Annotated in this window: 24 protein-coding genes and 1 pseudogene; 10 read left to right on the top strand and 15 right to left on the bottom strand. The window is 55.5% G+C overall.

The genetic code is table 11. The annotated features are described in order from the left end of the window. Positions 1–10: 10 nt before the first annotated feature. From V0R37_RS03200 to V0R37_RS03190, 3 genes are all read right to left on the bottom strand, one after another. Positions 11–1,861 (bottom strand): copper resistance system multicopper oxidase, encoded by a 1,851-nt coding sequence (locus V0R37_RS03200; protein WP_269495742.1) that lies wholly within the window; start codon positions 1,859–1,861, stop codon positions 11–13. Positions 1,862–2,251: 390 nt separating this feature from the next. Beyond that, complete coding sequence (locus tag V0R37_RS03195) at positions 2,252–3,223, bottom strand: F510_1955 family glycosylhydrolase (protein ID WP_269495744.1); 972 nt, start codon at positions 3,221–3,223, stop codon at positions 2,252–2,254. Between the two features lie 75 nt (positions 3,224–3,298). Then, positions 3,299–3,547 carry a DUF2933 domain-containing protein gene (locus V0R37_RS03190; RefSeq protein ID WP_269495747.1) on the bottom strand — a complete coding sequence of 83 codons (249 nt, stop codon included), beginning with the start codon at positions 3,545–3,547 and terminating at the stop codon, positions 3,299–3,301. A 335-nt stretch (positions 3,548–3,882) separates the two neighbouring features. Here V0R37_RS03190 and V0R37_RS03185 point away from each other — a divergent pair, with 335 nt between their 5' ends. From V0R37_RS03185 to V0R37_RS03175, 3 genes are all read left to right on the top strand, one after another. Then, positions 3,883–4,083, top strand: a complete 201-nt coding sequence (locus tag V0R37_RS03185) for a heavy-metal-associated domain-containing protein (protein ID WP_269495750.1) — start codon at positions 3,883–3,885, stop codon at positions 4,081–4,083. Positions 4,084–4,542: 459 nt separating this feature from the next. Continuing rightward, a complete protein-coding gene (locus V0R37_RS03180) occupies positions 4,543–5,226 on the top strand; it encodes a heavy metal response regulator transcription factor (protein WP_420373106.1) in 684 nt (227 codons plus the stop codon). Between the two features lie 5 nt (positions 5,227–5,231). Beyond that, the gene (locus tag V0R37_RS03175) at positions 5,232–6,641 is read left to right on the top strand and encodes a Cu(+)/Ag(+) sensor histidine kinase (protein WP_321329742.1); all 1,410 of its coding nucleotides are present in this window, start codon (positions 5,232–5,234) and stop codon (positions 6,639–6,641) included. 329 nt (positions 6,642–6,970) lie between these two features. Here V0R37_RS03175 and V0R37_RS03170 read toward each other — a convergent pair whose 3' ends face one another. From V0R37_RS03170 to V0R37_RS03160, 3 genes are all read right to left on the bottom strand, one after another. Further along, a complete protein-coding gene (locus tag V0R37_RS03170) occupies positions 6,971–7,138 on the bottom strand; it encodes a hypothetical protein (RefSeq protein ID WP_321329740.1) in 168 nt (55 codons plus the stop codon). Between the two features lie 104 nt (positions 7,139–7,242). Next, positions 7,243–7,713, bottom strand: coding sequence for an MFS transporter (locus tag V0R37_RS03165; RefSeq protein WP_321329739.1), 471 nt, complete (start codon positions 7,711–7,713; stop codon positions 7,243–7,245). Beyond that, positions 7,686–8,219 carry an MFS transporter gene (locus tag V0R37_RS03160; RefSeq protein ID WP_321329988.1) on the bottom strand — a complete coding sequence of 178 codons (534 nt, stop codon included), beginning with the start codon at positions 8,217–8,219 and terminating at the stop codon, positions 7,686–7,688. The genes V0R37_RS03165 and V0R37_RS03160 overlap by 28 nt, the downstream gene beginning before the upstream one ends. Positions 8,220–8,950: 731 nt before the next feature. Here V0R37_RS03160 and V0R37_RS03155 point away from each other — a divergent pair. After that, positions 8,951–9,859 carry a LysR family transcriptional regulator gene (locus tag V0R37_RS03155; RefSeq protein WP_420373105.1) on the top strand — a complete coding sequence of 303 codons (909 nt, stop codon included), beginning with the start codon at positions 8,951–8,953 and terminating at the stop codon, positions 9,857–9,859. A gap of 5 nt (positions 9,860–9,864) precedes the next feature. On the opposite strand, the gene V0R37_RS03150 is transcribed toward V0R37_RS03155, so the two are convergent. Then, on the bottom strand, positions 9,865–10,167 hold the full coding sequence (locus tag V0R37_RS03150; RefSeq protein WP_420373104.1) for a helix-turn-helix domain-containing protein: 303 nt from the start codon (positions 10,165–10,167) through the stop codon (positions 9,865–9,867). 357 nt (positions 10,168–10,524) lie between these two features. On the opposite strand from V0R37_RS03150, the gene V0R37_RS03145 reads away from it, so the two are divergent. Further along, complete coding sequence (locus V0R37_RS03145; protein WP_420373103.1) at positions 10,525–11,184, top strand: LysR family substrate-binding domain-containing protein; 660 nt, start codon at positions 10,525–10,527, stop codon at positions 11,182–11,184. 385 nt (positions 11,185–11,569) lie between these two features. Here the strand turns inward: V0R37_RS03145 and V0R37_RS03140 are convergent, their stop codons facing one another. Then, positions 11,570–12,283 carry a hypothetical protein gene (locus tag V0R37_RS03140; RefSeq protein WP_420373102.1) on the bottom strand — a complete coding sequence of 238 codons (714 nt, stop codon included), beginning with the start codon at positions 12,281–12,283 and terminating at the stop codon, positions 11,570–11,572. 78 nt (positions 12,284–12,361) lie between these two features. Between V0R37_RS03140 and V0R37_RS03135 the strand changes: the two are divergent. Then, positions 12,362–12,541 (top strand): annotated as a pseudogene (locus V0R37_RS03135) (transposase); the annotation flags it as partial. A gap of 1 nt (position 12,542) precedes the next feature. On the opposite strand, the gene V0R37_RS03130 reads toward V0R37_RS03135, so the two are convergent. Both V0R37_RS03130 and V0R37_RS03125 read right to left on the bottom strand, forming a co-directional pair. Further along, positions 12,543–13,787 carry a type II toxin-antitoxin system HipA family toxin gene (locus V0R37_RS03130; RefSeq protein ID WP_420373101.1) on the bottom strand — a complete coding sequence of 415 codons (1,245 nt, stop codon included), beginning with the start codon at positions 13,785–13,787 and terminating at the stop codon, positions 12,543–12,545. Then, positions 13,784–14,221, bottom strand: a complete 438-nt coding sequence (locus V0R37_RS03125; RefSeq protein ID WP_420373100.1) for a helix-turn-helix domain-containing protein — start codon at positions 14,219–14,221, stop codon at positions 13,784–13,786. The genes V0R37_RS03130 and V0R37_RS03125 overlap by 4 nt, the downstream gene beginning before the upstream one ends. 746 nt (positions 14,222–14,967) lie before the next feature. On the opposite strand from V0R37_RS03125, the gene V0R37_RS03120 reads away from it, so the two are divergent. Beyond that, positions 14,968–15,927, top strand: coding sequence for a hypothetical protein (locus V0R37_RS03120; RefSeq protein WP_420373099.1), 960 nt, complete (start codon positions 14,968–14,970; stop codon positions 15,925–15,927). A gap of 165 nt (positions 15,928–16,092) precedes the next feature. Here the strand turns inward: V0R37_RS03120 and V0R37_RS03115 are convergent, their stop codons facing one another. The 5 genes from V0R37_RS03115 to V0R37_RS03095 are packed head-to-tail and all read right to left on the bottom strand — an operon-like array spanning position 16,093 to position 20,728. Next, on the bottom strand, positions 16,093–17,061 hold the full coding sequence (locus V0R37_RS03115; protein WP_420373098.1) for a Bug family tripartite tricarboxylate transporter substrate binding protein: 969 nt from the start codon (positions 17,059–17,061) through the stop codon (positions 16,093–16,095). Positions 17,062–17,099: 38 nt separating this feature from the next. Continuing rightward, positions 17,100–18,209 carry an enolase C-terminal domain-like protein gene (locus V0R37_RS03110; RefSeq protein WP_420373097.1) on the bottom strand — a complete coding sequence of 370 codons (1,110 nt, stop codon included), beginning with the start codon at positions 18,207–18,209 and terminating at the stop codon, positions 17,100–17,102. A gap of 43 nt (positions 18,210–18,252) precedes the next feature. Continuing rightward, positions 18,253–19,404, bottom strand: a complete 1,152-nt coding sequence (locus V0R37_RS03105; protein ID WP_420373096.1) for a mandelate racemase/muconate lactonizing enzyme family protein — start codon at positions 19,402–19,404, stop codon at positions 18,253–18,255. Next, the gene (locus V0R37_RS03100; protein WP_420373095.1) at positions 19,401–20,378 is read right to left on the bottom strand and encodes an NAD(P)-dependent oxidoreductase; all 978 of its coding nucleotides are present in this window, start codon (positions 20,376–20,378) and stop codon (positions 19,401–19,403) included. The genes V0R37_RS03105 and V0R37_RS03100 overlap by 4 nt, the downstream gene beginning before the upstream one ends. Continuing rightward, positions 20,375–20,728, bottom strand: coding sequence for an NIPSNAP family protein (locus V0R37_RS03095; protein WP_420373094.1), 354 nt, complete (start codon positions 20,726–20,728; stop codon positions 20,375–20,377). The genes V0R37_RS03100 and V0R37_RS03095 overlap by 4 nt, the downstream gene beginning before the upstream one ends. Positions 20,729–20,864: 136 nt before the next feature. On the opposite strand from V0R37_RS03095, the gene V0R37_RS03090 reads away from it, so the two are divergent. From V0R37_RS03090 to V0R37_RS03080, 3 genes are all read left to right on the top strand, one after another. Next, positions 20,865–21,620, top strand: a complete 756-nt coding sequence (locus V0R37_RS03090) for a GntR family transcriptional regulator (RefSeq protein ID WP_420373093.1) — start codon at positions 20,865–20,867, stop codon at positions 21,618–21,620. A gap of 36 nt (positions 21,621–21,656) precedes the next feature. Continuing rightward, complete coding sequence (locus V0R37_RS03085) at positions 21,657–22,073, top strand: DUF411 domain-containing protein (protein WP_420373092.1); 417 nt, start codon at positions 21,657–21,659, stop codon at positions 22,071–22,073. A gap of 142 nt (positions 22,074–22,215) precedes the next feature. Further along, positions 22,216–22,914 (top strand): tellurite resistance TerB family protein, encoded by a 699-nt coding sequence (locus tag V0R37_RS03080; protein ID WP_420373091.1) that lies wholly within the window; start codon positions 22,216–22,218, stop codon positions 22,912–22,914. Positions 22,915–22,917 lie beyond the last annotated feature (3 nt).

The raw sequence follows: 22,917 nt of genomic DNA, 5'->3' as shown, positions 1-22,917 counted from the left end.
TTTATTGAGCTCATGCCACCACCACTTCGCGAAACATCCCCGCATCCATATGCAGCATCAGATGGCAGTGCCAAGCCCAGCGACCCAGTGCATCGGCGGTTACGAGAAAGCTGATGCGTTGCGCCGGCTGCACGGGAATTGTGTGACGGCGAGCTTGGAAGCTGCCGTCGGGGGCCTCCAGCTCACTCCACATACCGTGCAAGTGCATCGGGTGCGTCATCATGGTGTCGTTGTGCAATATGACTCTGACCCGCTCGCCGTAGCGGAAATGGACTGGCGTCGATTTTCCATATTCAACGCCGTCGAACGACCAGGCATAGCGTTCCATGTTTCCGGTCAGATGGAGCTCGATTTCACGCTCTGCACCGCGCGGATCCATCGCACCTCCCACAGTGTGCAGGTCCGACAGCGTCAATACTCGGCGGCCGTTGTTGCGCAGCCCAATGCCGGGATCGTCCAGATTGGTGCGCGGCATGTCGACCCGCATATCGATACTTGGGCCATACTCGGTCTTGGCGTGGCGCACTTGGGTGCTGGCACCAGCCGCTGCCATTGCGCCATGATCCATGCCAGCCATGCCAGCCATTCCAGCGTGATTCATGCCCTGCATGCTGCCATGGTTCATCCCTGCCATATTGCCGTGGTCCATACCTCCCATGGACGATTGGCCGGGCGCGCCATGATTCATTCCTGCCATGCCCGCGCCCATTGAGCCCATCATGTCCGCCATGGTGAGCCATTCTGCAGGGTCCAGCGCCGGCACGGGCGCTTCGAGACCGGCACGCGTAGCCAGGGTGCCGCGGGCATATCCAGTGCGGTCCATGGCTTGCGCATATACGGTGTAAACGTCGTCTTTAGGCTGTACCAGCACGTCATAGGTCTCCCCAGGTCCGAACCTGAACTCATCGACCGTTACAGGCTCTACGTTCACGCCGTCAGCCTGGACCACGGTCAACTGAAGGCCGGGAATGCGTATATCGTAAAAGGTATTGGCTGCACCGTTGATAAAGCGCAGGCGGACCTGTTCTCCGGCTCGAAACAGCCCCGTCCAGTTGCCCGCCGGTGTCGTGCCGTTCATCAGGTAGGTCAGTACGTTCGCGGACAGGTCAGCCAAATCGGTCGGGCTCATGCGCATCTCGTTCCACATCTTGCGCTTGTCGATAGCAGCTTTTAGGCCATCTCGCGAGGCATCCTGGAAGAAATCAATGGCGGTGGGTTGGTTGTAGTTGTAGTAGTCGCCTTGCATCTTGAGTTTGGCCAGGACTCGCATCGGATCCTCGTCGGTCCAGTCAGAGAGCTGAACGACGTACTCCCGATCCGCCCGTATGGGGTCGGTTTGTGTCGGGTCGATAATGATCGCCCCATAAACGCCGGTCGCCTCCTGCATGCCAGAATGGGAGTGATACCAGTACGTGCCGCTTTGTTCGACTTTAAATCGGTAGGTAAACGTTTCCCCTGGGGCGATGCCCGCAAAGCTAATGCCTGGCACGCCATCCATTTGGAAGGGCAGGATGATGCCGTGCCAATGGATGGAGGTGGCTTCCTTCAGGCGGTTCTTGACGCGAATAGTGATCGTATCGCCTTCGCGCCAACGCAACGTTGGGGCAGGGAGCGAGCCATTCACCGTCGTCGCCATGCGAGGGTTGCCGGTGAAGTTGACGGGTGATTCACCGATCTCCAGGTTGAACTCGGTCCCCGTCAGCACAGCGGCTGAGCCGGTGCTCGTCTTGGCGGACGGAACTCCGGCAGCTCGGGCAAAGGGCGATAAGCCCAACAATACGCCGCCGGCCGCTAGGCCCTGAACGAATCGGCGACGGGGCAGTATAGGTAGTGCAAGCGAGGACGGTAGCAGGTGTTTCATGTGAGCGTATCCCAAAGTCGAAAGAGGCAGACATCAATCATCCTTCGATGATCAAAGCCTCAAATTAAATTGATGACTAGCACTTTAACGAAATGCGCATGTCGGCCCAATGACGCCGGCATTACATTTTTGTAATGCATAGGTATTCTTCAGGTTGGGCCGTGTGGTTGCATTTTCGATACTGGCAGCAGGGAGGCACTTAAGCGTGTAACGCTCGCGTTAAGTGCCCATCATCCAAAACATCATGGCTCCCATGCCGACAAAAGCAAAAACGGCTATGAGTCCAATCGCCGCCAGTGCGATCACAAGGATTTTTATCAGTTTATTACTCATGAAACTACTCAAATTGCTTTACGCTATGTGAATGCCAAACGATACGATGTCAGGAGATTACTTATCGAGCGTCGTGCCACCTTTAGCAATCTGTAGCCAGGTCGCACCACGATCTTGACTGATATAGACGCTACGCTTGAAGGTCGCGATCGCAAGTTCTTCGTGGCGGGTAGGGTTTTGAGCAATAAAGGCCACCGCGTCTTCATCTAGTGCGGGAAGCTCGATTTTTTCTATAACTCCGCCGTCCTTCAGGTCCATGCGACTTAGCACGGGGACATTTGCATAACTGCTAACCCAGAGGTGCTCGCCATCCAGATCGAACCACTGCGCAAGTACCTGCGCGCTCTGGACCAATGGCTCAAAATGGTTGCCCGCGTCACGAGACAAGTACAACCCGTCGGCAGCGCCCACGGCAACGACGTTGACATCGCGCGGGTGCACCGCCAAGCTATTAATTTTGGCCCTTAGGCCGTTAGCGGCTGCCCGCGTCCATGCCAGGCCGTCTGTTTGAGTCATATACAGCCCAGCTTGGGGCATCCGGGTATTAGGCCCATAATTCAGGACGTACACCGCATCGGTTTCATAGCTTGTGGCCAAGGTATGAAAATCGGACTCTCCTTCCAGCCCCAACTGTCGCCAAGTTTTTCCCGCATCCGTACTCTTGATGAGGCCGAACGGATTAATTAGCTTCGAGCCTGTTGCGGGATGCCCGCTGCTGTAAAACGCCCCGCGGGTGGTGGCGAATCCCATGTAATCATGCTCGGGGCCGGCCATCTTTGTCCATTGACCATTCGAATACGCCGCGATGCCATGATGGCTCGGGATCAGCAACTGTTTACCGTCTGTGCTATAGGCAAGCCCGTGCACGTGCGTGAGTTTAATCGGCGCAGCCTGTGCCAAAGTCATTATGGCTTGTGCATCGGCTACGGATGGATCGGTACTTGCGGTTGCTACGCCGATTCCGCCGAACATCAATAGCGTGCCAACGCTTGTTGCCGCCAGGCTGGTAAAAATCGTTTTAGAACTCATCACGTGATATCCGTAAATCTAAGTGCTACCCCATCAGGAGTCCGCTATGGGTAGGGTAGGACGGCTGCGAGCCGGCTAGTCTTTGAGCGGCGAGTGTCCGACCGATGGTGTGGAGGGAGCTTTGTCGGCTTGGGCTTTTTCCACCCTTTGGTCCTTGTCGCAGGAGTGCATACCTTTCATCATGAAAAACATCATCAAGGGACAAATTAGAAAGAACAAAAATGGGGCGCTGGCGGCAAGCCATTCACGGGCGGCGGGAAAAGTCGCGTACGCCACGGCAATGGCGACAGCTAGGCCAAGAGCCGCCTTCAGCATGGTTTTCATATCACATTTCATCTTCGTATCCTTCAAATAGGCGGGTTAATTCATATCCGCTCGGCAGCGTTGAGTGACGGTAGCGAATTCACTGTAGCGAAGTCATGCTGTCAGTCCGATTACGCCGCGATTACATTTATGTCATGCGCGCGTTGCGTCTCCCGGTAGTCAAGCAACATGTTGTTATTTAAAGGCAAAAAGAATAGCAACGGCGGTCGCTGCGAGCTGCAAACGTGTGAACTGATTGCCGAGGAAGCCGGTAAATGGCACGTTGGGCCAGCTTGACATTGCCGTAATGGCAAGGTTTAGTATTGTTATGCTGCATTACCTAAGGAGACAGCACAATGATTGAATTTGAAGTGAAAGATATGACTTGCGGTCATTGCGTGGATACGATTACGCGCGTGGTCAAAGAAACGGCACCGACGGCCAGCGTTAGGATTGATCTCCCCGCTCATTTGGTTCGAATCGATGGAGAGTCCAATGCAGACGTTATCGAACGTGCCATTCGAGAAGTTGGCTATACGCCGGTGCTCAAACTTTAGGGCCGGACGCTGTTAAGCCGCCGAGCGCTAGGCGTTTTCCATGCTTTAGCGCGTTTTCGGCATCATGCTCCTAGTAACTCATCTGAGGCGAGCCATATTCTTGGCGAAATGGCTCGCAGATGCTCGCAATTATCTGATAAAACGTTTGGGTAAGTTCACTGCAGACTTCAATGTACCTGGTCCCGCAGACGAAATGCTTGTGCGTAATCGATGTCGAGCTTAATGCAACGCTCCATGTTTTTATATCTTGATTTTGAGGCAAGATACTTTGCAGTGAACACAAGGGCGTCTAAAAATGAATTCGTCCGAAATATTGTTGTATTACAGTTTTGTAATCTGATCGTCATCGTGCTGTCAGTTTTACGCGTGTAGAGTCTTACTATGAGTTCTGACGCTTCTACGTCAGGGGCGGTCCCTTAAGTCAGACACAAAACTGAAGTACATCGCAGGAGCGATCCCATGAAACTGCTCGTCGTTGAAGATGAGATAAAAACTGGCGAATACATACGTCAAGGGCTCGTCGAGTCCGGCTTTATAGTCGATCTGGCCCGCACGGGTCTGGACGGGCACCACCTCGCCCTGACAGAGGATTATGATTTGATCATCTTGGATGTCATGCTGCCAGATGTTGACGGCTGGCGTATTGTTCAAGCGTTGCGCGAAGCGAAGTCGGCTACTCCAGTATTGTTTTTGACGGCACGCGATAGCGTGGAGGATCGTGTTAAGGGCCTGGAACTAGGCGCCGATGATTATTTGATTAAACCTTTTGCTTTTTCGGAGCTGCTCGCACGAGTCCGTACGTTACTGCGTCGAGGAACCACGCCGGTCTTTAATGATCAGTTGCAGGTGGCCGACCTGGTGCTGGACATCCCGCGTCGGCGGGCGAGGCGGCAAGAGGTACGCATTAATCTGACAAACAAGGAGTTCGCACTTCTGGAGCTTTTGGTGCGTCGCCAAGGCGAAGTGTTACCGCGTTCTCTGATCGCCTCGCAGGTGTGGGACATGAATTTTGACAGCGATACCAACGTCATTGACGTGGCAATTCGGCGCCTGCGCGCCAAAATCGACGACGCCTTTGAGCCCAAGCTAATTCATACCGTTCGCGGCATGGGTTATATGCTTGATGTCAGCAGCGTGAGCTAAAAAGAATGGCACGCCGCCCCGCGTCCTTGGCCCTGCGCCTGACCGTATCCATTGGAGCAGTCATAACAGTGGTGCTTCTTACGTTTGGATGGATGGTCCAACGATCCATTAATAGTCACTTCGTTCAGCAGGATGTCGATGAGCTTAATGCTGTTGTTCAATCGCTGACCCAGACGCTCTCCGAGCCGCCAACTACTCAAGAACCGGATGCATTGAAGCGTCGATTAGCGGCTGCGATTTCAGGTCATCGTAATGCGCAGTTTCGAGTATCGGATAGCCATGGAAGTGTGATTTACGCTACGCCTAATTCGGATTTGGATGGTTTTGCGCGGTTGACTCCCTCTACGGGCGTGATCACCATTGACTCGGTAAAAAACTGGCGGGATAAGGGAGAGACCTATAGAGGAGCTGTTGTGCAGCTAATAAACAAAGGTCTTCCAGGTGGCGAGCCTTTAACTTTAGCTGTGGCCACTGGCATCAATTTTCACCTGCACTATCTTGAAAGCTTTCGCAGTTACCTGAGAATTATTACGGCCGTGGCCTGTCTGATTGCCATTCTGGCGACATGGCTTGCTGTGTATCAAGGGCATGCGCCGATACGGCGTATCAGCCAAGAGATTCGTCGAATTAAATCTGATCAGCTTTTTATTCGGCTTGTTCCTGGTACGGTTCCAGTGGAGCTAACTGAGCTGGCCGTGTCATTCAACGACATGCTGGATCGCATTGAAGATGGCTTTCATCGCCTCTCGAATTTTTCGGCTGATATTGCTCATGAGTTGCGTACGCCCATAACTAATTTGAAGACGCAGACTGAAGTCGCTCTCTCTCAATCGCGCGATATTGAGCAGTATCGAGAAATTCTATATTCCAATTTGGAAGAATACGAACGTATGGCCAAAATGGTCGGTGATATGCTGTTTTTGGCACAAGCCGATAATAACCAGCTCAAACCGGAGCTGGTCAGCGTGAACTTGGTCACGGAAGTGCAGGCGCTATTTGATTACTTCGAAGCGTGGGCCGAAGAACGCTCTGTTGCTTTGATACGCAAAGGTCCCGTTGTATGTGTTCAGGGTGATAGATTGATGATGCGCCGCGCGCTAAGCAATCTTTTGTCCAATGCCATACGTTATACCCCTCCGGGGCGAGCAGTCACCGTCTCACTAGCGGCTAACAGCAACGACACGGTGGTTATACGTGTTGCGAACCCGGGGTTAGCAATCAATCCCGAGCATCTTCCAAGGTTGTTTGACCGGTTTTACCGCGCGGATCCTTCACGCCAACGCAAGGGCGACGGAGCCGGTTTAGGTCTAGCCATTGTCAAATCGATTATTGACACACATGGCGGCACTATTACTGCAAAAGATGAGGATGGACAAATGGTTTTTGAGATTACGCTTCCTAACGCCACGCTTTAATTGAATATTAATTATCACGAATACCAATACGGTTGCGAGCGAGCTTTTGTTCCAACGTGAATCACGTATTGCTCGCCTAGGCAATGATGACGGCTTTATAGCCACCGATAAGTTCGACTGCTCCGACGGTCGATGTGCATGCCTACAGTTCCCGACCAGACGTTCGTGCAGAAGGCTTACCAAAAGCTTGATGAAACAGATCGCATGAAACCATCCTCATCCAATGATTGTGTTATCCATGTAATGGAAGAGTTATTCCCTCGTAGCTAAGATCTAGCATTTCCGGTCTGTCCTAATTCAGACCGGAGTGAACCATTTCGGGGTGGGAGTCACTTATGCATTTCAGAGCGAAAGAGGAAGGCAGCGAGGATCCCGAGGAGGATGGCGCCAGCGCCGAACACGTGGAGTGCCGTTTCGATGCCAAACGGCAGCATCGCGCCAAAAAGTAGGCTCCCGCTGCCGAAGCCGACGAACAGGGTGAACACGTTCAAGCCCATGGCTTGCCCGCGGTTTGGCCCCAAGTCGGTCACGATGCGGGCCAGCAGCGGTTGTGTTAGGTCGTAACCGACCGACAGCAGCGTTACTAAGATGGGCGCCCCGATCAGAGGGGCATGTCGAGTGAGAGCGCGGCGGCGCTGGCGCCGGCGATGAGCAATCCGACGGGGATCAGTTGGCTTCTGCCGTAGCGGTCGGCGAGCCGCCCGATGACTGGGCCGAGTAGGAAGCCGGGAATACCGTAGCCCAGAAGTGCAAGGCCGATCCCGACGTCGCCTAAGCCAAATTTGCGCGAAAAATACACGCCAAGCCAAGTGAACACGCCGAAATGAAACACCGCATTGAGCGCAACGTAGGCATAGGTGCGCTGACCACGTGAGCTGCCCAGTAAGGTACGATAGCCGGCAAACAGGGTGCCAAGCGTTGGCCTCGCGGTGCCGCTTTTGTTGCCCAACAGATCACGATAAGGCAACAGAAAGGCGAGAACCATCGTAGCGGCTGCGGCCACGCCAAAAAATAGGCCGCGCCACGTGATGAACGGCTCGAGCATCACACCCGCGACCGCGCCGACCGCCATGCGCCGGCCATGGCACCAAATAGCCAGCCCAGCGGGCGGCCCCGTTCACGGTAGGGAAACAGGTCGCCAATCAGTGCGAGAGCGAGCGGTACGACGCCGCTGGCCCCAAGGCCGGTCAGTAGACGCACGGTCGTTAATTGCTCAGCTGATTGGGAAAATCCCGTCAGAACGGTCAGAAGAATGAACGCCGATAGCGAAGCGATCATGATCGGACGTCGTCCGATCCTGTCAGATAGCAACCCGTAAAACAACGTCGCAACGCCATAGGCAATGAGATAGGCGGGCACCATCAGACTAGCCATTTCCACAGACACATGAAATACAGCGGCCAAACGCGGCAGCAGTGGTGCCACCATATATGCCTGGAAAAAGATAAGAAATGTGGCGCCGGTGAGAATCCATAGCAATCGTTCACTGCGCGCATTACCTCCCCCGGTAGTGAGCGCTCCACTAGTGTTTGTGGTCATATTTAATTGCCTCTCATTAGATTTTGATGTCGTTAGGATGGACCTTCCAATTGTGGCAAGGTCAAGCGCTTGTTGACGCTGGAAATCACAGAGACGATTAAGTCCAGTTGCTTGTTCTTCGTTGTTACCAGTGTAGAAGCCACGATATTGTCTGAATCTACATCAAGGTTCGATACAGAGAAATAGGGAGCCCCCATAACGTGTACTCCGGAAGTCATCAAGTTTTAAATCATTTCCATTACAGATTTGTAATCATGTCGTCACCACTGTGTCATCGTCGTGTAGGTAGAGTTTTGAGGTGGCGTTCATCGCCGCCGTCCTCGCGGCACAGAGGCTTGGTCTAACAATATGCGACAGTGTCGGAGAGGTTAACGAGACACTTGTGGTGTGGGGATGCGTTATTTACATAATTTCATTGTGTTCGATGAGGAGCAGAACTTTCATTAGACGGCGGATCGGGTGCACATCGAACATCATCTTGGGCAAGACGACGGGCGCGGAAAATGGCCGCGTTTGTGACTTATTACTGTCGAAGGCTGAGAGTTGAGTAGACGAGGCCAAGCGTAGTATGGGTGGGCCCCTTTGGGCTAATGCTTTGGTTGTTAATGAGCAGTACATACGTTCGAGGCTGAAAGAGAATGGTTTTAACGTTTCGATCTTCAAATTGTGCCCGCAGTTCGACATTCTCCGGGGCATCGTATATTACAAGCCGATCAAGAGCATGATCGAGCCGTCGTCATGCTTTGGCTGCCGGACGGTGGCGATTTAGCATGGAGCTACGCCATTTACGTGCCTTCATCGTACTGGCTGAGGAGCTCCACTTCGCTCGTGCCGCTGAGCGGCTGAACATTGAGCAGTCACCGCTGTCGCGTACTATCAAGCACCTAGAGGGCGAATTGGGCGTGCTGCTGTTTAAGCGCGATCGACGTGGTACGCATCTGACCCCTGCTGGTGAAGTCTTTCTGCAGAACGTGCGTCGGGTATTTACCAGTCTCGACCAAGCTACGGCGAGTGCTAAGGCAGCGGCAGCGGGTTATCGCGGCACGCTGCGTATTGCCGTCTCTGATGGAGCTGCGGAACCTAGACTAGCAGCGCTGTTGGCGCGCTGCCGTGAGGAGGATCCTGAAGTGGAGATCCGCCTGTTCGACGTACCACTAGCGGAGCAGTTGCGAGGGCTACGGAAAGGCGCGTTTGATGCCGGCTTCGCTCGCTCCTCCGAAACCGGAGACGATATCGTTGCTTATTCTGCCTGGAGTGATCCACTAGTAGTAGCCATGGCCGCACGTCATCCCTTGCTGGTGCATGCACAGATTCCGGTGGAAGAGTTGTTGCGCTACCCGTTGGTGATGTGTCATCCCCATGAGTGCGAAGGTTACCTGCAGCAGATCGTCAAACTACTGCGCATTGTGAACACCGAACCCATTGTGATCGCGCAAGCTAGTTCCTTGAGCATCGCTTTGACTCTGGTGGCCGCTGGCTATGGTCTGTGCTTTGCCACTGCCACCCAGATCGGCATGTACAAGCACCCGGATGTGGTGGCTCGGGCTCTGGAAGGGCCGCAAGGAGAAGCGACGTTGATGACCTATCTGCTATATCCTCAGGCTGGAGTTTCTGAACCATTGAGTCGATTTATCGAGCGAATTCAACTTGGAGAGGCTGACGGCATGTCATTGCCGTAGCAATATTACCCATCGGTTGCGTTGGTTTCAGTCTGTAGATTTTTCTCAGTGGCCGCTATCAGTTCACTCGCGCTTTTGTTCAGTGCCCTGGCGATACGCAGAATAATCGCCAGGTTCGGCATATGTTCGCCACGCTCGATCTTGCCCATGTGCGAACGCTCGATCCCCGCCAGGTGGGCGAGTGTCTCTTGGGCGATGCCCAACTCTGTTCTTGCCGTCCGCACGGCCATGCCAAACGCAATGGCTGGCCCTGCTTCATAGGTGGTGGTGCCAGCGGGCCGGCCTCGTTGAATAGTAAGCTTCTGCATCTGCAGAAGCTTCGTATGATGACATAAATCAAACCACGTTAAATTTAACTCATGATAAGATTTAAGCCTTATTTTTGACTTACGCTGTCGTTCTCCGCTAGTTCCTGGACCGTTACCGTTAAACGTGGGCTCGTCCATTAAATCCCGGACTCGGAAATGGAGCGTAGAGAATGTGAAGGAAGTGTTGAACCAGCTTCTTGTTTTGAGGAGAAGACATTAGGCGGTAGTTGGAGGCATGAGCTGCCCCAGTCTGTCTCCAGATGTCGGTCGTCCGGCTAGTTCAGCTTTAGCGAAGACTTTGGCACTATTCCGGTATTTAACGAAGAACGACAGTTCTCTGCGAATAAGGAGAACAATATGCCCTCCAACGCTGATCTGCGACCTTTGCGAATCGCCGTATCGTTTGGCGCGATCCACGCACAGCTAGCAACGCTCCTAGCTCGCCAACGCATAGAGGAGCCTGAAACGCCCGTTGCACTGTCTGAGGTTGCCCCAGCAGAGCAAATCGCGGGTCTGAAAGACAGACGCTACGAACTCGGATTTACCCTGGATGTGGGAGCCGAACACGGCCTGAAGATGCAGCCGCTCTGGCATGACGAACTGGCGGTCCTGATGCCAGCGCGCTCACCACTACTGACCTATGCAGCCATCCCGTTGTCTACACTTGCGGACTATCCGGTAGTGATGTGGCATTCCGAGGCCTGCGCGGCCATGCATTATTACGTGCAAGCCTTGTTCGTGAAGGCTGAAATGACACCACACGTTGCAGCTCAGGCGCGCAGTTTTGAGTTCATGGCAACTGTGGTAGCGGCCGGCTATGGTGTCGGGCTGGCCGCATGCTCTCGGATCGATGCGGCACGAGAAGCCGGTATCGTCGCGAGACCTCTTCACGCAGACGGTCACTCGATTACAACGTTCCTGCTTTATTGCGACGGCGCTTCGGAGAGGGTCACGCGGTTTATCGAGCGGGCGCGGCGCTGTGCTGGCACGGCCTCGCTTCGTGACGTGGTGGGTTAAAGCGGCAGCTCTCGCCGTTTGCTCCGAGATCGACTACGAACTTATTTCCGCTCAATAACGTTCAATAATACTGTGCGTCGCTCTGGCATTGGTCTGCATGTTTTCGATAGCGTTGTGTAGAACTCGACGGCTCTCTATGGCCTTCGCCAGACTTCGCGTATTATAGTGGTCATGGATGGGTACATTATTAGGTACATTCGCACTATTCGAACTGAATAAAACCTTTGTTAATCAAGGGGGTAGGCGGACTTTACTGTTTCCTTCACCCGCTCCAAGAATTTCAGCAATGGACTCTTCGCCATATGCGGAGAAAGAGTGGCCATCCCCCAAATACGGCTCGCACAGTCCCTGTCACGTTGAGTCAAGGCCCTGATGTGATCAGACCTCAACGCTTCCGGGCAAGCGAAAGAATTTCCAATTGATATCGAATTCGCTCTGCAAGCATCTTAAGGCCTATGGCCCCTAGGGATATACCGAGCAGAAAGGCGAAGAAATAAAGAGAAAGAGACTCCCAGCTTGTAAAATTGTAGCTGGAGTCGATTACCTGTCGTATCCAAGAAAGTCCGCCAGCTTCCTTCACGATTGGTATCGTAAGTACTATTAACGAAAGTACAGCGGTTTTGTCCCCGAGTATTACACCAATGCGCCTTTCCAGGCGGGATAGTTTCAGCCTCAGATGCTGTTCAGCCCTCTCCCGTACATCTTCGTTAAACGCAGTAAGGCTCAGCGCATGGCTTTCGTTAACCTCGACTTCGTGAAGCAATGTTGTTAGGGTGATTCTTTTCCATCGGAGGGCTAGCAGCAATATGCCCATGGAACGCACGATGACGGACAGTAGACTGAGAATTTGTGCGCCAATTGCAATGGTGAGCGCTGTCGTTTTTACCCATTGCGCCGTGGGATCCCAGAAATGGAAGTGCATAGCTAACGGGACGATAAGCAGGATAAGTCCACATGCAATCCCCAGCATCCAATTAGCGGCTCGTTCCAGCACTCGTTGCTCACGGCCAATGAGTGTTGAGGGACGGTAAGGCTGCGAGTTGGATAGCTTTGTAAGAAGAGCTGCCAGGTTGTTGGTAGATGAAAGTCTATTGTTCATATGCATAGCTTCAGCTTTGGAAGTAATAGGTTTTGTCTCGTGAAGGGTTGAGGCTAAGTGCCATGGCGTAAGGATACTTACACCGGCTGGAAAGATCGCAAACCCGTTGCCCAGGCACTGCGGCCCATCTATGCCGCCGCCAGCGAACAAGAAGCGCAAATGGCTTTGCAGGCCTTTGCCGAGGGGCAATGGGGCGCCAAGCACCCGACCATCGTGCAGGCTTGGCCGAAAGCAGCCAATCGCACGGCTGCCTTCTTCTCTATGCTTTGTTTGCCGAAAACGCCCCTGCAGTCAAATCAATATCCGCGCCGCTAATGCCCATCCGACGAGCAGCGTCCTGCCAATGATCGACAACCACGACTATCTCCTTCACAATTTTCCACGTCTGCTCATCGTCCAGTCCATAAAATGCGGCCGTGCTGAGGACCGTCTCTAGGCTAGGTCGATTGTCGGCGTCGTCAATATTCAAGACATGCTCCGCCTTGTCGATATTCGGATTGACGTCAAATGCGGGTGCGAGTCTCCATCCCGTCTTGCCAAGCACGAATCCGTGATTGCGAAGGTGGTCGTCGCGGTTGCCAACCGCGACATTGAACGCCACGCGCCGGAATAGCTGTTCCAAGTCTGCATCCGCGTGCTCGGCATCCCCCTGAGCTCGAATGAACTGCGCCAATTCCAGATAGCTCGTACCTTCACTTTGAGTCTTGCGAAGCAATGTCATCGCCGAGGCATAGAAGCGTCGCGAACTGTTGGCGCGATCGAACCTTTGGACACAGAAGGTATGGAAGTCGTTGTTTAACTTGATGAGCTTCGCAGGCGGTACGTCTATCCCCGCTTTTCGGGCGAGCTGGTGAACGACATATTCCCAAGCCCCGACGTCTCGATCGTCATCCTTGGCTGGGAACTTGCCGATCCAGAGTGAGCCGTCGGTTTCAGTAAAGTTGGCCTTTGGCCTGGCTCCGCCCAAAGACGCGCCAGGTGCGACAAGCACGGCTAGCCATTTGCGTAATGCATCTAGATTGTCGATACGCCGGTTGCTGAGCTGGTATGCCACAGCTTCCAACTCTCGTAGCGTCGTCACTGGCGGTGCCGCCATTTTTTCGTTGCCAAGAAACTCTTCCGTACCTGGCCGGCGAAAGCGCAAGGCGCCTTGGCGAGTGAGGTCTTGCACGCCGATCAGGAAGTCCCAGGCGTATAGCGTACGGGGAGAGCGTTGCTCATCCTTTGCCTGCAGGGCCTCGCGCCGCTTCATTAGTGTTTGTCCCCATCGGTCTGGTGACGAATCCAGGAAGATGCCGAAGTTGCCTAGCTCCGGTTTGGGAAAGAAGGGGTGTTCGTCGAGAGATAGGTCGGGGTCCAGCGCGAAGGCGCGAGGATCCTTCAGCCAATCGCGTTCGTAATGGAAGCGGATCTGGCCGCGGTCATGGGCAAGCGTGCCGACCTGGCGAGCAGAACCAAGGTCGTCGTCCAGCCAGACTTCCAGGGTGTTGTCCTGCGTGCTCATGTTGGTTCTTCGCCGTTTGAGGCTGATGAGGACTTGACGGTCTTGGCGCGGGTAGCGCTGCGGCGCTTGGGCGCCACCGGCTCCAGCGCCAGGTCCTGCAATTTCCGACCAACTCTGTCGTCGGCTCCAAGCTGGTTGAGGTCGTCCTCAAGACCAAGCACGGCCAGAACTCGAATATAGGACCCCAGCGTAGCCCCAGGATCACCCGCTTCAACCTTGTACAGGGTGGTCCTTGAAATTCCTGCTCGTTGCGCTACGACGGCATTGCTTAGCTTGCGTCGCTTGCGAGCAAGGCGCAGCCGCTCTCCTAGCGCGGACAGGAGACTCTGTTCTTGAGGAAAGATGATAGGTGGTTTGCGTGGCATGTTCGCTATTATGGGCAATATTTCTTCAATTTGTCCATAATAGATTAATATTTGGCGGGCGGCCAGCATTAGATTGGTCAACGATGCTTGGAAGGGGGGGGCGTCGCCTGTGAACCAAGTTGATGTCGCTACCGAGCTTCTGAATCGCACGCATGACGGGGCAGAGGATCGGGGACTACAGCTAAGCGCTCCGATGAGAACCTTAAAGTGCTATTTGTGTTCTCAAGAAAGCAATGATGGTCGTCAACGAAACAGGGCAATCCTAACCCCTGGCCAATGTCAATCAAGCTGGTACATAATCGGGTACATTCCCGCTTCCAAGGCGGAAACGATCCTTTATCAATCGATGGGTTGGATGGCAGATTCGATTCCCTCACCGCTCCAACTTGCACTTCCGCCCATCTTATCGCTCAATTCAATGGTAAGTCTGCCGACCTTTCGGCTTGTATATATCATCTTGCTTCAGTATGAGCTGATGATGTGCATTCAAAGTGTGCGGCAGCCAGCGACAAAGCCCTCATAGATCAACTCAACTACCACTTGACGCCGCGTGCCTGTGGTCTCTGTCAGCTCCTATCCAAGTGATCACAGAGATGTACCGACAATTCATTACCGACATGCTTTGTATATTTATGGTTGTAGCTGATGTTGAAGGTAATTGATAGGCTACTTTGGATTGCAAGCGACCGCGGGCTAACTAGCGACAACGTACGGTTATCGTTACTATTGCTCACATAGGGTGATGTGCGCGGCGCCCATATTGTGAACTACTTCAATGCGCGTCGATCATGCACGAATGTGCGGCGGCGATTTCCATGGCTTATAAGACTCCCTTATCCAAAGAGCAAAAAGAGAAACTGGCAAATTTAGAACCACGGCTTGTGTCCTGCGTCAAGTCTGCCAATTTACGAGAAGCAAAGCTAATCACGGCGGAGATACAGCTCCTATTACGGCCAACAGGGCATGAAACGCGTTTGCTTCAAGCAAAGAACTGGCTCTACGAAACCGCTATGGAGGCCAATAGCATCACGTTCGCTAAGTTGGGTTTTGAGGGAAATATCCAGAAAAGTGGTCCGCGCACTAGATTGCATCTTGAGGCAACCTCCCTTTTGGCGATATGTTATTTGCGAGAAAGAAATATCGATAGGGCGAGAGAGCTGATTGCTAAAGCAGTAGACGATATAAGCTGCATTAGATCCGAGTCAAAAAGAAAACAATTCCACGAGCGGCTTATAGCCCGTCTAGAGGAGGAAAGCATACTGCTTGGATTGGTCGATGAGCTTGCACCTTCGCTGGACTTGGAAGAAGTGGACTGGCATACCGTAAATCTAATAAAAACAAAATCGGAAAGTCAAATATATCTCGAAATGGGTAGGGCGGTACCGCCACAGGTGATCGACCTTCTGGATGTAGTCAGGCGAGCGTATACGTTGAGACTGCCCGCGCCGGATATAAAGTTGCTGCCACCTCCATTGAATAAGGAGAATGAGGAGTCGCTAGGAAAGAGAGCAAACTCAGCTCTTAGAAGAGTGGCTTGGCGGTCGATATGTAGTTCAGATAGTGAGGTATACAAAGCATGGAGTCAGGGGTTGGCAGCTGTTTACGACAAGAAATACATAACGGGCGCAATTGTGGTTTCATTTAATTCAATTAGCATATCTGCCGTTATGGTCGCTGCAAGTGCGGCGGCTTTGGCGATAAAATTTGGCGTTGAGGTTTTTTGCGAAACGTTTGCGCCTAAATCTCTCATGATTGAGAAGAAGGACAAAGCCTAGTTTGTTTTAGGTCGACTTTCCTTCCTTTGTGATGAGATGACTAAACCCTGGCTCTTCAACTGCGTTAGCAGCCATGCCAGAGTTCGCCCTGTGCCAAAAACACCTCGGCGCAGGGCAAATTCTGTCATGGCTTCACCGTCTTACAGTACCGCCGTTTCAACTCGATCAATTGGGCGTCGCGCCCGAGGACTCCACCAGCCCCTTCCACAATATGACTTCCTTATCCAGGAATTTCTTGAAATCCGCCGGGTTGCTGCCCACCGCTTCGGAACCCTGGTTTTCAACGGTCTTGCGTACCTCCGGGTTATGCATCACCGCCGAGATGCTGCGGGACAGGGCATCCACAACGGGCGCCGGTGTGCCGGCGGGAACGAAAATCGCATTCCACGTGGCCACGTTGAAGCCCGGCAGCGTCTTGGAGATGAGTGGAACATCCGGCACTTGAGGAGCCGGCTTGTCGGTGGTCAAACCCAATGCTTTCACCTTGCCGCTGCGTATATAGCCCAGGGCGTCGATCAAGGGGGCGAACATGACCTGGATGCTGCCGCCAATCAAATCTGTAACGGCCGGAGCGGCGCCCTTGTAGGGGATGTGCGTCATTTCCACATTGGCCATGGTCGTGAACATGACGCCGCCCAGATGCTGCGACGTCCCCGGGCCGCCGGAGCCGTAATTCAGTTCGCCGGGCTTCTTTTTCGCCAGCTCGATCAGGCCCGCCACGTCGTTCACCGGCAGGTCGTTGTTGACGATGAGCACCAGCGGGGTATGGACGATCTGCGATACCGGGATGAAGTCCTTCAGGATATCGAAGGGCAGGTTCTTGAACAGTGAGATATTGGCAATGGACGTGCTGGTGCCCACGAACAGCGTGTAGCCGTCGGGTTTCGATCGGGCAACGTAGTCGCCCGCAATATTGCCGCTGGCGCCGGGTTTGTTTTCCACGACGACCGGCTGCTTGAACTCCTTGCTAAGCCCGTTGGCCAGGATGCGCGCCACGATGTCGGTGCTGCCGCCGGCCGAGAACGGCACGACGACATTGACGCTGCGTTCCGGGTAGGCGGCGTGGGCGGCGCCGCTGCAAGTTGCGTACGCCGCAACCAGCAGCGCCAAGAGGGTGGTTCGAAGTTGGGACATGTCTCTTCCTTTATACGTTATGGGGATGGGCGGCGTGCCTACGACAGTACGGCTACCGTTTTCTTCTGGATCAGTTCGAAATCGATTTTTGCGCCCAGCCCTGGCTCGGTCGGCGCATAGACATAGCCGTCGGCGTCGGCATGAATGTCTTCAGCCAGCCCGTATTTCTGGGCGCCATCGGGCAGCAGCACTTCGAAGAACTCGGTGTTCTTCAGCGCCATGATCACGTGCAGGCCGGCGATGTTGTTCAGGGAGTTTCCTCCGTGGTGGACTTCATAGTTCATGCGGAATGACTCGGCCAGGTGGGCGGTCTTCATCATGGTGGTGATGCCGCCTTTCAGCGCCACGTCGCCGCGCAGGAAATCGGTCGCCTGCTGCAGCACCCAGGGGGCGTAGGAATCCAGGCCCACGGCGGGGAACTCGGTTGCCATGATGGGAATGTGCAGCTGCTGCTTGAGCTTCACATAGTTGTAGATGTCGGCATCGTGCAAAGGATCCTCGTACCAGTAGTAGTTCAGGTCCTGTAGTGCGCGGCCCACTCGCACCGCTTCGGGATACTGGTAGCTCCATGCGGCGTCCAGCATGACCAGGTAATCGTCTCCCACTGCCTTGCGGACGGCTTCGCAGACCTTGATGTCTTCCTGCCAAGGGTGTGGGGGATGGATCTTGTAGGCCGCCCAATTCAGCGATTTATAGTGCAGCGCTTCTTCGGCATATTCCTGGGGGCTGTCCAGTATCATCGAGCTTGCATACGCCTTCACGCGGTCCCGGTAGGAGCCCAGCAGCCTATGGATGGGCAGGCCGGCCACCTTGCCGCAGATGTCCCAAAGCGCGACATCGCAGGCGCCGACCGTGCGCACGGTGGTGGTCCGGGCCCTGCGCCATAGCGCGTGGTACAGGCGCTCGCGGTCCAGCGGGTTTTGCCCCATCAGGATGGGTTTCAGGTATTTGATCAGGTTGGGGCCGTCCAGGTCCGCGCCATAATACGCCGAACCCAGGAAGCTGTGGCCCGTGATTCCTTCGTCGGTTTCGATCTTAAGCAGCCCAAGCTTGCTGGAGCCGGCAAACTTGCCTGTATGCGCCGCATAGCTGGTTGGCGGGATATCGTCCCAGGCAAACAGGGTTAGGGTGACATCGATTATTTTCATGGTGTCCTTCGATCATTGATAAGGTGAAGAAAAGAGGTGTCTGTCAAACGTAGGCCGGGCCTTCGATGACGGGATGGGCGCGAAGAAACTCTTCATCGACGGCTACGCCCAGTCCGGGCTCGTCCGATGGGCTTACGCAGCCGTTTTCATCAAGGCTGTCCGCGCGGCGTGTCAGGCGGTCGCGAAACAAATTCTCTTTGGCGGTGTCGGCTTCAAAATATCCGCCGTTGTCGATGGAGGCCAGCACATGGATGCTGGAAGCCATGTTCAATCCCGTTGCGCAGGTGTGCGGACACAGGGGAAGCCGCCAGGCCGAGCCCAGCGCCGCAATGCGCATCAGTTCGGTAATGCCTCCGGCCTTGGATGCGTCGGGCTGAAGAATGCCAACCGCCTTGTCTTCGATCAGGCGGGCGAATTCATAGCGTGTGTAGTGGTTTTCGCCGGCCGCCAGGGGCGTTGCCCCGAGCAGGGCAGCCGCGGTGGCGTAGCTGCGATAATCGTGTGGCGCGAACGGTTCTTCCAGCCAGATCACCCGGCACTCCCGCAGCGCGGAAGCCACATTGCGCACATCCGTCAGCGAGTAGGCGGTATTGGCGTCCGCCATGATGCCCAGTTCGTCGCCGAACGCTTTCCGTACGGCCTGAAGGCGTTCGATATCCAGCGCCGCGGTGTCGCCCAGGCGAAGCTTGATCGCCCGATAGCCCTGTTCCCGCAAGGCGTGTACCTCGTTGACCAGGGTGTCGGGCGCCTGGAAGCCCAGGGATATGCCGCCGGCATAGGCGGGAATGGGCTTGCGCGATCCCCCCAGCAGGCGATAGACGGGCCAGCCGACCGCCTGGCCCCGGATGTCCCATAGCGCCTGGTCGATGCCGCTGAACGCCAGGGCGGCGGCCGTGCCCATGCCGTGGCTGGCCATCTGCCGCATGTAGACCTTATCCCAGATGCGGTTGACTTCATCGGCCGGCATGCCCAGCAGCAATTGCTGCAAGGTGGTGTTTACCAGGTGGGCGATCGCACCCGGACAGCGGCCGTGATGCGACTCGCCCCAGCCTACCAGTCCGCCGCGCGTCACGATCTTGATGATCACGCAGTCGCGCTTGACCGCCCGGCCTATGCCCAGCGTCACGCCATCGCGGACGGGCACGGATGACGCGATGGCCCGCAGTTCGACGATGTCCAGATCGGTCTTTGTCATGCCTTGCCTCCCTGGGCGGCGCAACGGCCGGGCCATGCTTCGGGATTCACCAGGTATTCGGGCCGCTCGCCCGCCATCATCTGCAGAAGCTGCTTGACGGTGCCCGAACTCATGTCGTTGAAGCTCTCGGCGGTGACCCCGGCAACATGCGGTGTCAGCAGGACGTTGTCCAGGCCGAAGAAGGCATGCGCGGAGTTCAGGGGCTGGTTCGCGTAGACGTCCAGCGCCGCTCCCCGTATCCGCTTTCCTTGCAGGGCGGCGATCAAGGCTTGTTCATCCACGATTGCGCCACGGGCGGCATTCAACAGGATCGCGTTCTTCTTCATGCCTTGCAGTTCCTGCATGCCGATCATGCCGCGCGTTTCGTCGGTCAATGGGCAGCACAGCGCCACGTAGTCACTATTGGCCAGCAGGTCGGCAAGCGATGCCGGCCGCACATTGGCGGGCAGTGGGATACCGGGCCGTTGCAAGCCAAGCACTTGCATGCCGAATCCCGCAATGCAGGCTTGTGCCAGGCCTTGGCCGATAGTGCCGACGCCGATGACGCCCAGCGTCTTTCCCGACAACTGCGTGGCAACGGAGGTAAGCGCGCGTCCGGCATCCCAGCCTTGCGCCCGGGTGGCCGCTTCCATGCGCGACAAGGGCCGGGCAAAGGCGAGCATGGCTGTAACGTAATGCTCCACGACCGCCTGGGCGTTCGCGCCGGGGACATTGGCGACCGGGATGCCCAACCGCGTGGCGGCCTGTACCGGGATCAGGTCCAGGCCTGTACCGTGCCTGACCACGCCCCGCAGCCGGGTACCGTATTCGAAGATGTCGTCGGGCAGCTTGTTGCGCACGACAAGGAAGTCCGCATCCGCGATGGCGGCCCGATAGCCGGCGACGCTGCGGTCGGTCATGACAAGCACGTCGGCCTGTTTTCTTAATTGATCGGCAACCGCGGGGGCCATGGCTTCCGTGCATAGGATTTTCATGGTTGGGTGCCTTCCGTCGTGTTGTAGGCCGGGCCGTGAGCCCACGGCGAAAACTCGGCGGGCAGCAATATTTTGTTTTCCTGTGTCAGGACAAAGGGCTGGACCTTCGCCGCATAGGATTTCCAGTCCGGGTTGGAAAGCAATATCGCGCGGCGGCGGGCCCGGTCGGCAAGGTCTTCGTACGCCCACATGTGCACGACTTGATTAAGAGTGCCCATCTCGGACAGGAAGTAGCCCAGCAAGTGGCCAAGAATGGGGCGCTGGATGGCCAGGCCCTCGTTCTGGTATGCCTTGACATACTGGGCCGCCTTGCCGCAGTGGCAGGTATAGATGCGTTCTTCGATGATCATGTAGTGGCCAACACCTTTATAAACACTTATAGTCCTGTGTAGGACTTTAGTGTCGTCTGCCTTTACATCCTTGTCAAGACCGCAGTCGGTTTTTTTTTTGTGCAACAGCATTTCGACGTAGGGATAAACTATCGCCATGACAATAAAACCCTCTCGCTCGCTACCCGACATCCGCTTGGCTGGTCCTGAAGGTCTGCCCAAATATTTGCAGCTCAAGAACGCCTTGGCGGAAGAGATTGCGGCGGGACGGTGGAAAGCTGAAGAGCAGTTGCCTGCCGAAGATGTCCTGGTGCAGGCTTCAGGCTTCAGCCTGGGCACGGTGCAGCGTGCGCTGCGCTTGCTGGTCGACGAGGGTATTCTTGTTCGTCGCCATGGCTCGGGAACTTTCGTGGCCAAGCAGTCTCATCCCCTGGGAGGGCCGTTTCAGCACTTCCGCTTCGTCAACGATGCCGGAGACGGCATTCTGCCGATCTATACCAACGTGCTGAAGCGCTTTATCGTGAAGGAGGCCGGGCCTTGGGATGCCTTCCTGGATAGCGGGGAAATTGTCTGCATCGACCGCGAGTTCTCGATCAACAACGAATTCTCGCTATACGTCCGAATCTTTTTCTGCACTATCCGTTTCCCGGAGCTTACGTCCATAGACACGGCAAAGCTGAACGGGGTCAGCTTCAAGGATCTTCTGTTTCGAAGATACCGCCAACGGACCGCCTCGTATACAGAGCAAATGAGCGTCCAGGCTCTTCCCGCCTTCGTTACCCAGGCGCTGAAGCTGCCGAAAGGAACGGTTGGCGCGCGCCTGGATATCGTTGCGCGCGATACAAGAGGGGATGCCATCTATGTGCAGTACGCTTACATACCGCCCAACGCCAGACAACTATTGATGTCTTGAGCGAAATTCATTTGAATCGAATATGGAGTTCTTATCGTGAAAATCTGGCTCACCATGGCCGCCCTGGCGGCGGCGTCATCTTTTGCGCATGCGGCCGACAAGGCCATCACCGTTTACCAGGACCCCAATTGCGGATGCTGCTCCGGCTGGGTCCAGCACATGCGCGATGCCGGCTTTGACGTGAAGGCCGTGAAAACCGCCGACATGGCCACGGTCAAGCAGAAGCTGGGCGTGCCGATGAACTTGAGCTCATGCCATACTGGCGTGGTGGAAAAAACAGGACAGCTTATCGAGGGCCATGTGCCTGCCAATGTGGTAAACAAGCTTTTGGCGGATTCCTCCGTCAAGGGGGTTGCGGCGCCTGGCATGCCCCTGAATGCCCCGGGCATGGGCCAGCTGGACGGCAATCTGGTCACGGTCGATTTTTCGGGCAAGCCGTTTTCGCGGGATTGAAAGCTTGCGGCTCGACGACCTTGACGGGATACGCATGAGGTTTCCGGGAACCTGCCGTCTGAAATCGGGTCAACAATAGGTCCATTGGATGCCGCGGGGCATACCTTGGCATTCCCTTTATTCCAAGAATAGGTAAACCGATATGTCCATACAGCAACTGTTGCAGCAAGTGCTTCAATCCGGCCAAAGCATGGCCCAGGATGCCGGCAGCAAGATGAATCAGGCGGCGCCCGGCATCAGCTCGACGCTGGGCGGCTTTGGCGGGGGCGCGCTTACCGGCGGCGTACTGGGACTGCTCCTGGGCAACAAGAAGTTCCGCAAGATGGGCGGCAGCGTGGCCGCGTATGGCGGAGCCGCGGCGCTGGGCGCCTTGGCCCTGAAGACTTATCAGGACTGGCAGCAGAAGTCGGCCGAGCAGGCGGCGGTTTCCAATCCCGCGCAGATCGCGCCGCCGCCGCTCTCGGCGCCGGCCGCGATACCCGCGAGCCAGCTTGAAGAGCACAGCCGGACGATATTGGCGGCGATGATCGCCGCCGCCAAGGCCGATGGGCACATAGGCGCCGAAGAACGCCAACTGCTGGACGCGGAAATCGCCAAGGCAAGCAGTCAAGCCGACCGCGCCTGGTTCGACGCGCAACTGGCCAAGCCGTCGGATCCCGTGGAAACCGCCGCCCTGGCAAAAACGCCGGAACAGGCGGCCGAAGTCTATCTGGCCAGCCTACTGGTCATCGACGAGCAAACCTATATGGAGCGCGCCTATCTGGACGAGCTTGCCCGCCAGATGCCGCTGCCCGAGGGGCTGAAGCTGGAATTGGAAGAGAAGGTGCGCAGTCTGGCTTGAGCG

The sequence above is a fragment of the Pollutimonas rozaliensis genome (assembly GCF_048751585.1).
GTDB lineage: Bacteria > Pseudomonadota > Gammaproteobacteria > Burkholderiales > Burkholderiaceae_B.
This window is presented reverse-complemented; position numbering and strand designations above follow the sequence as displayed.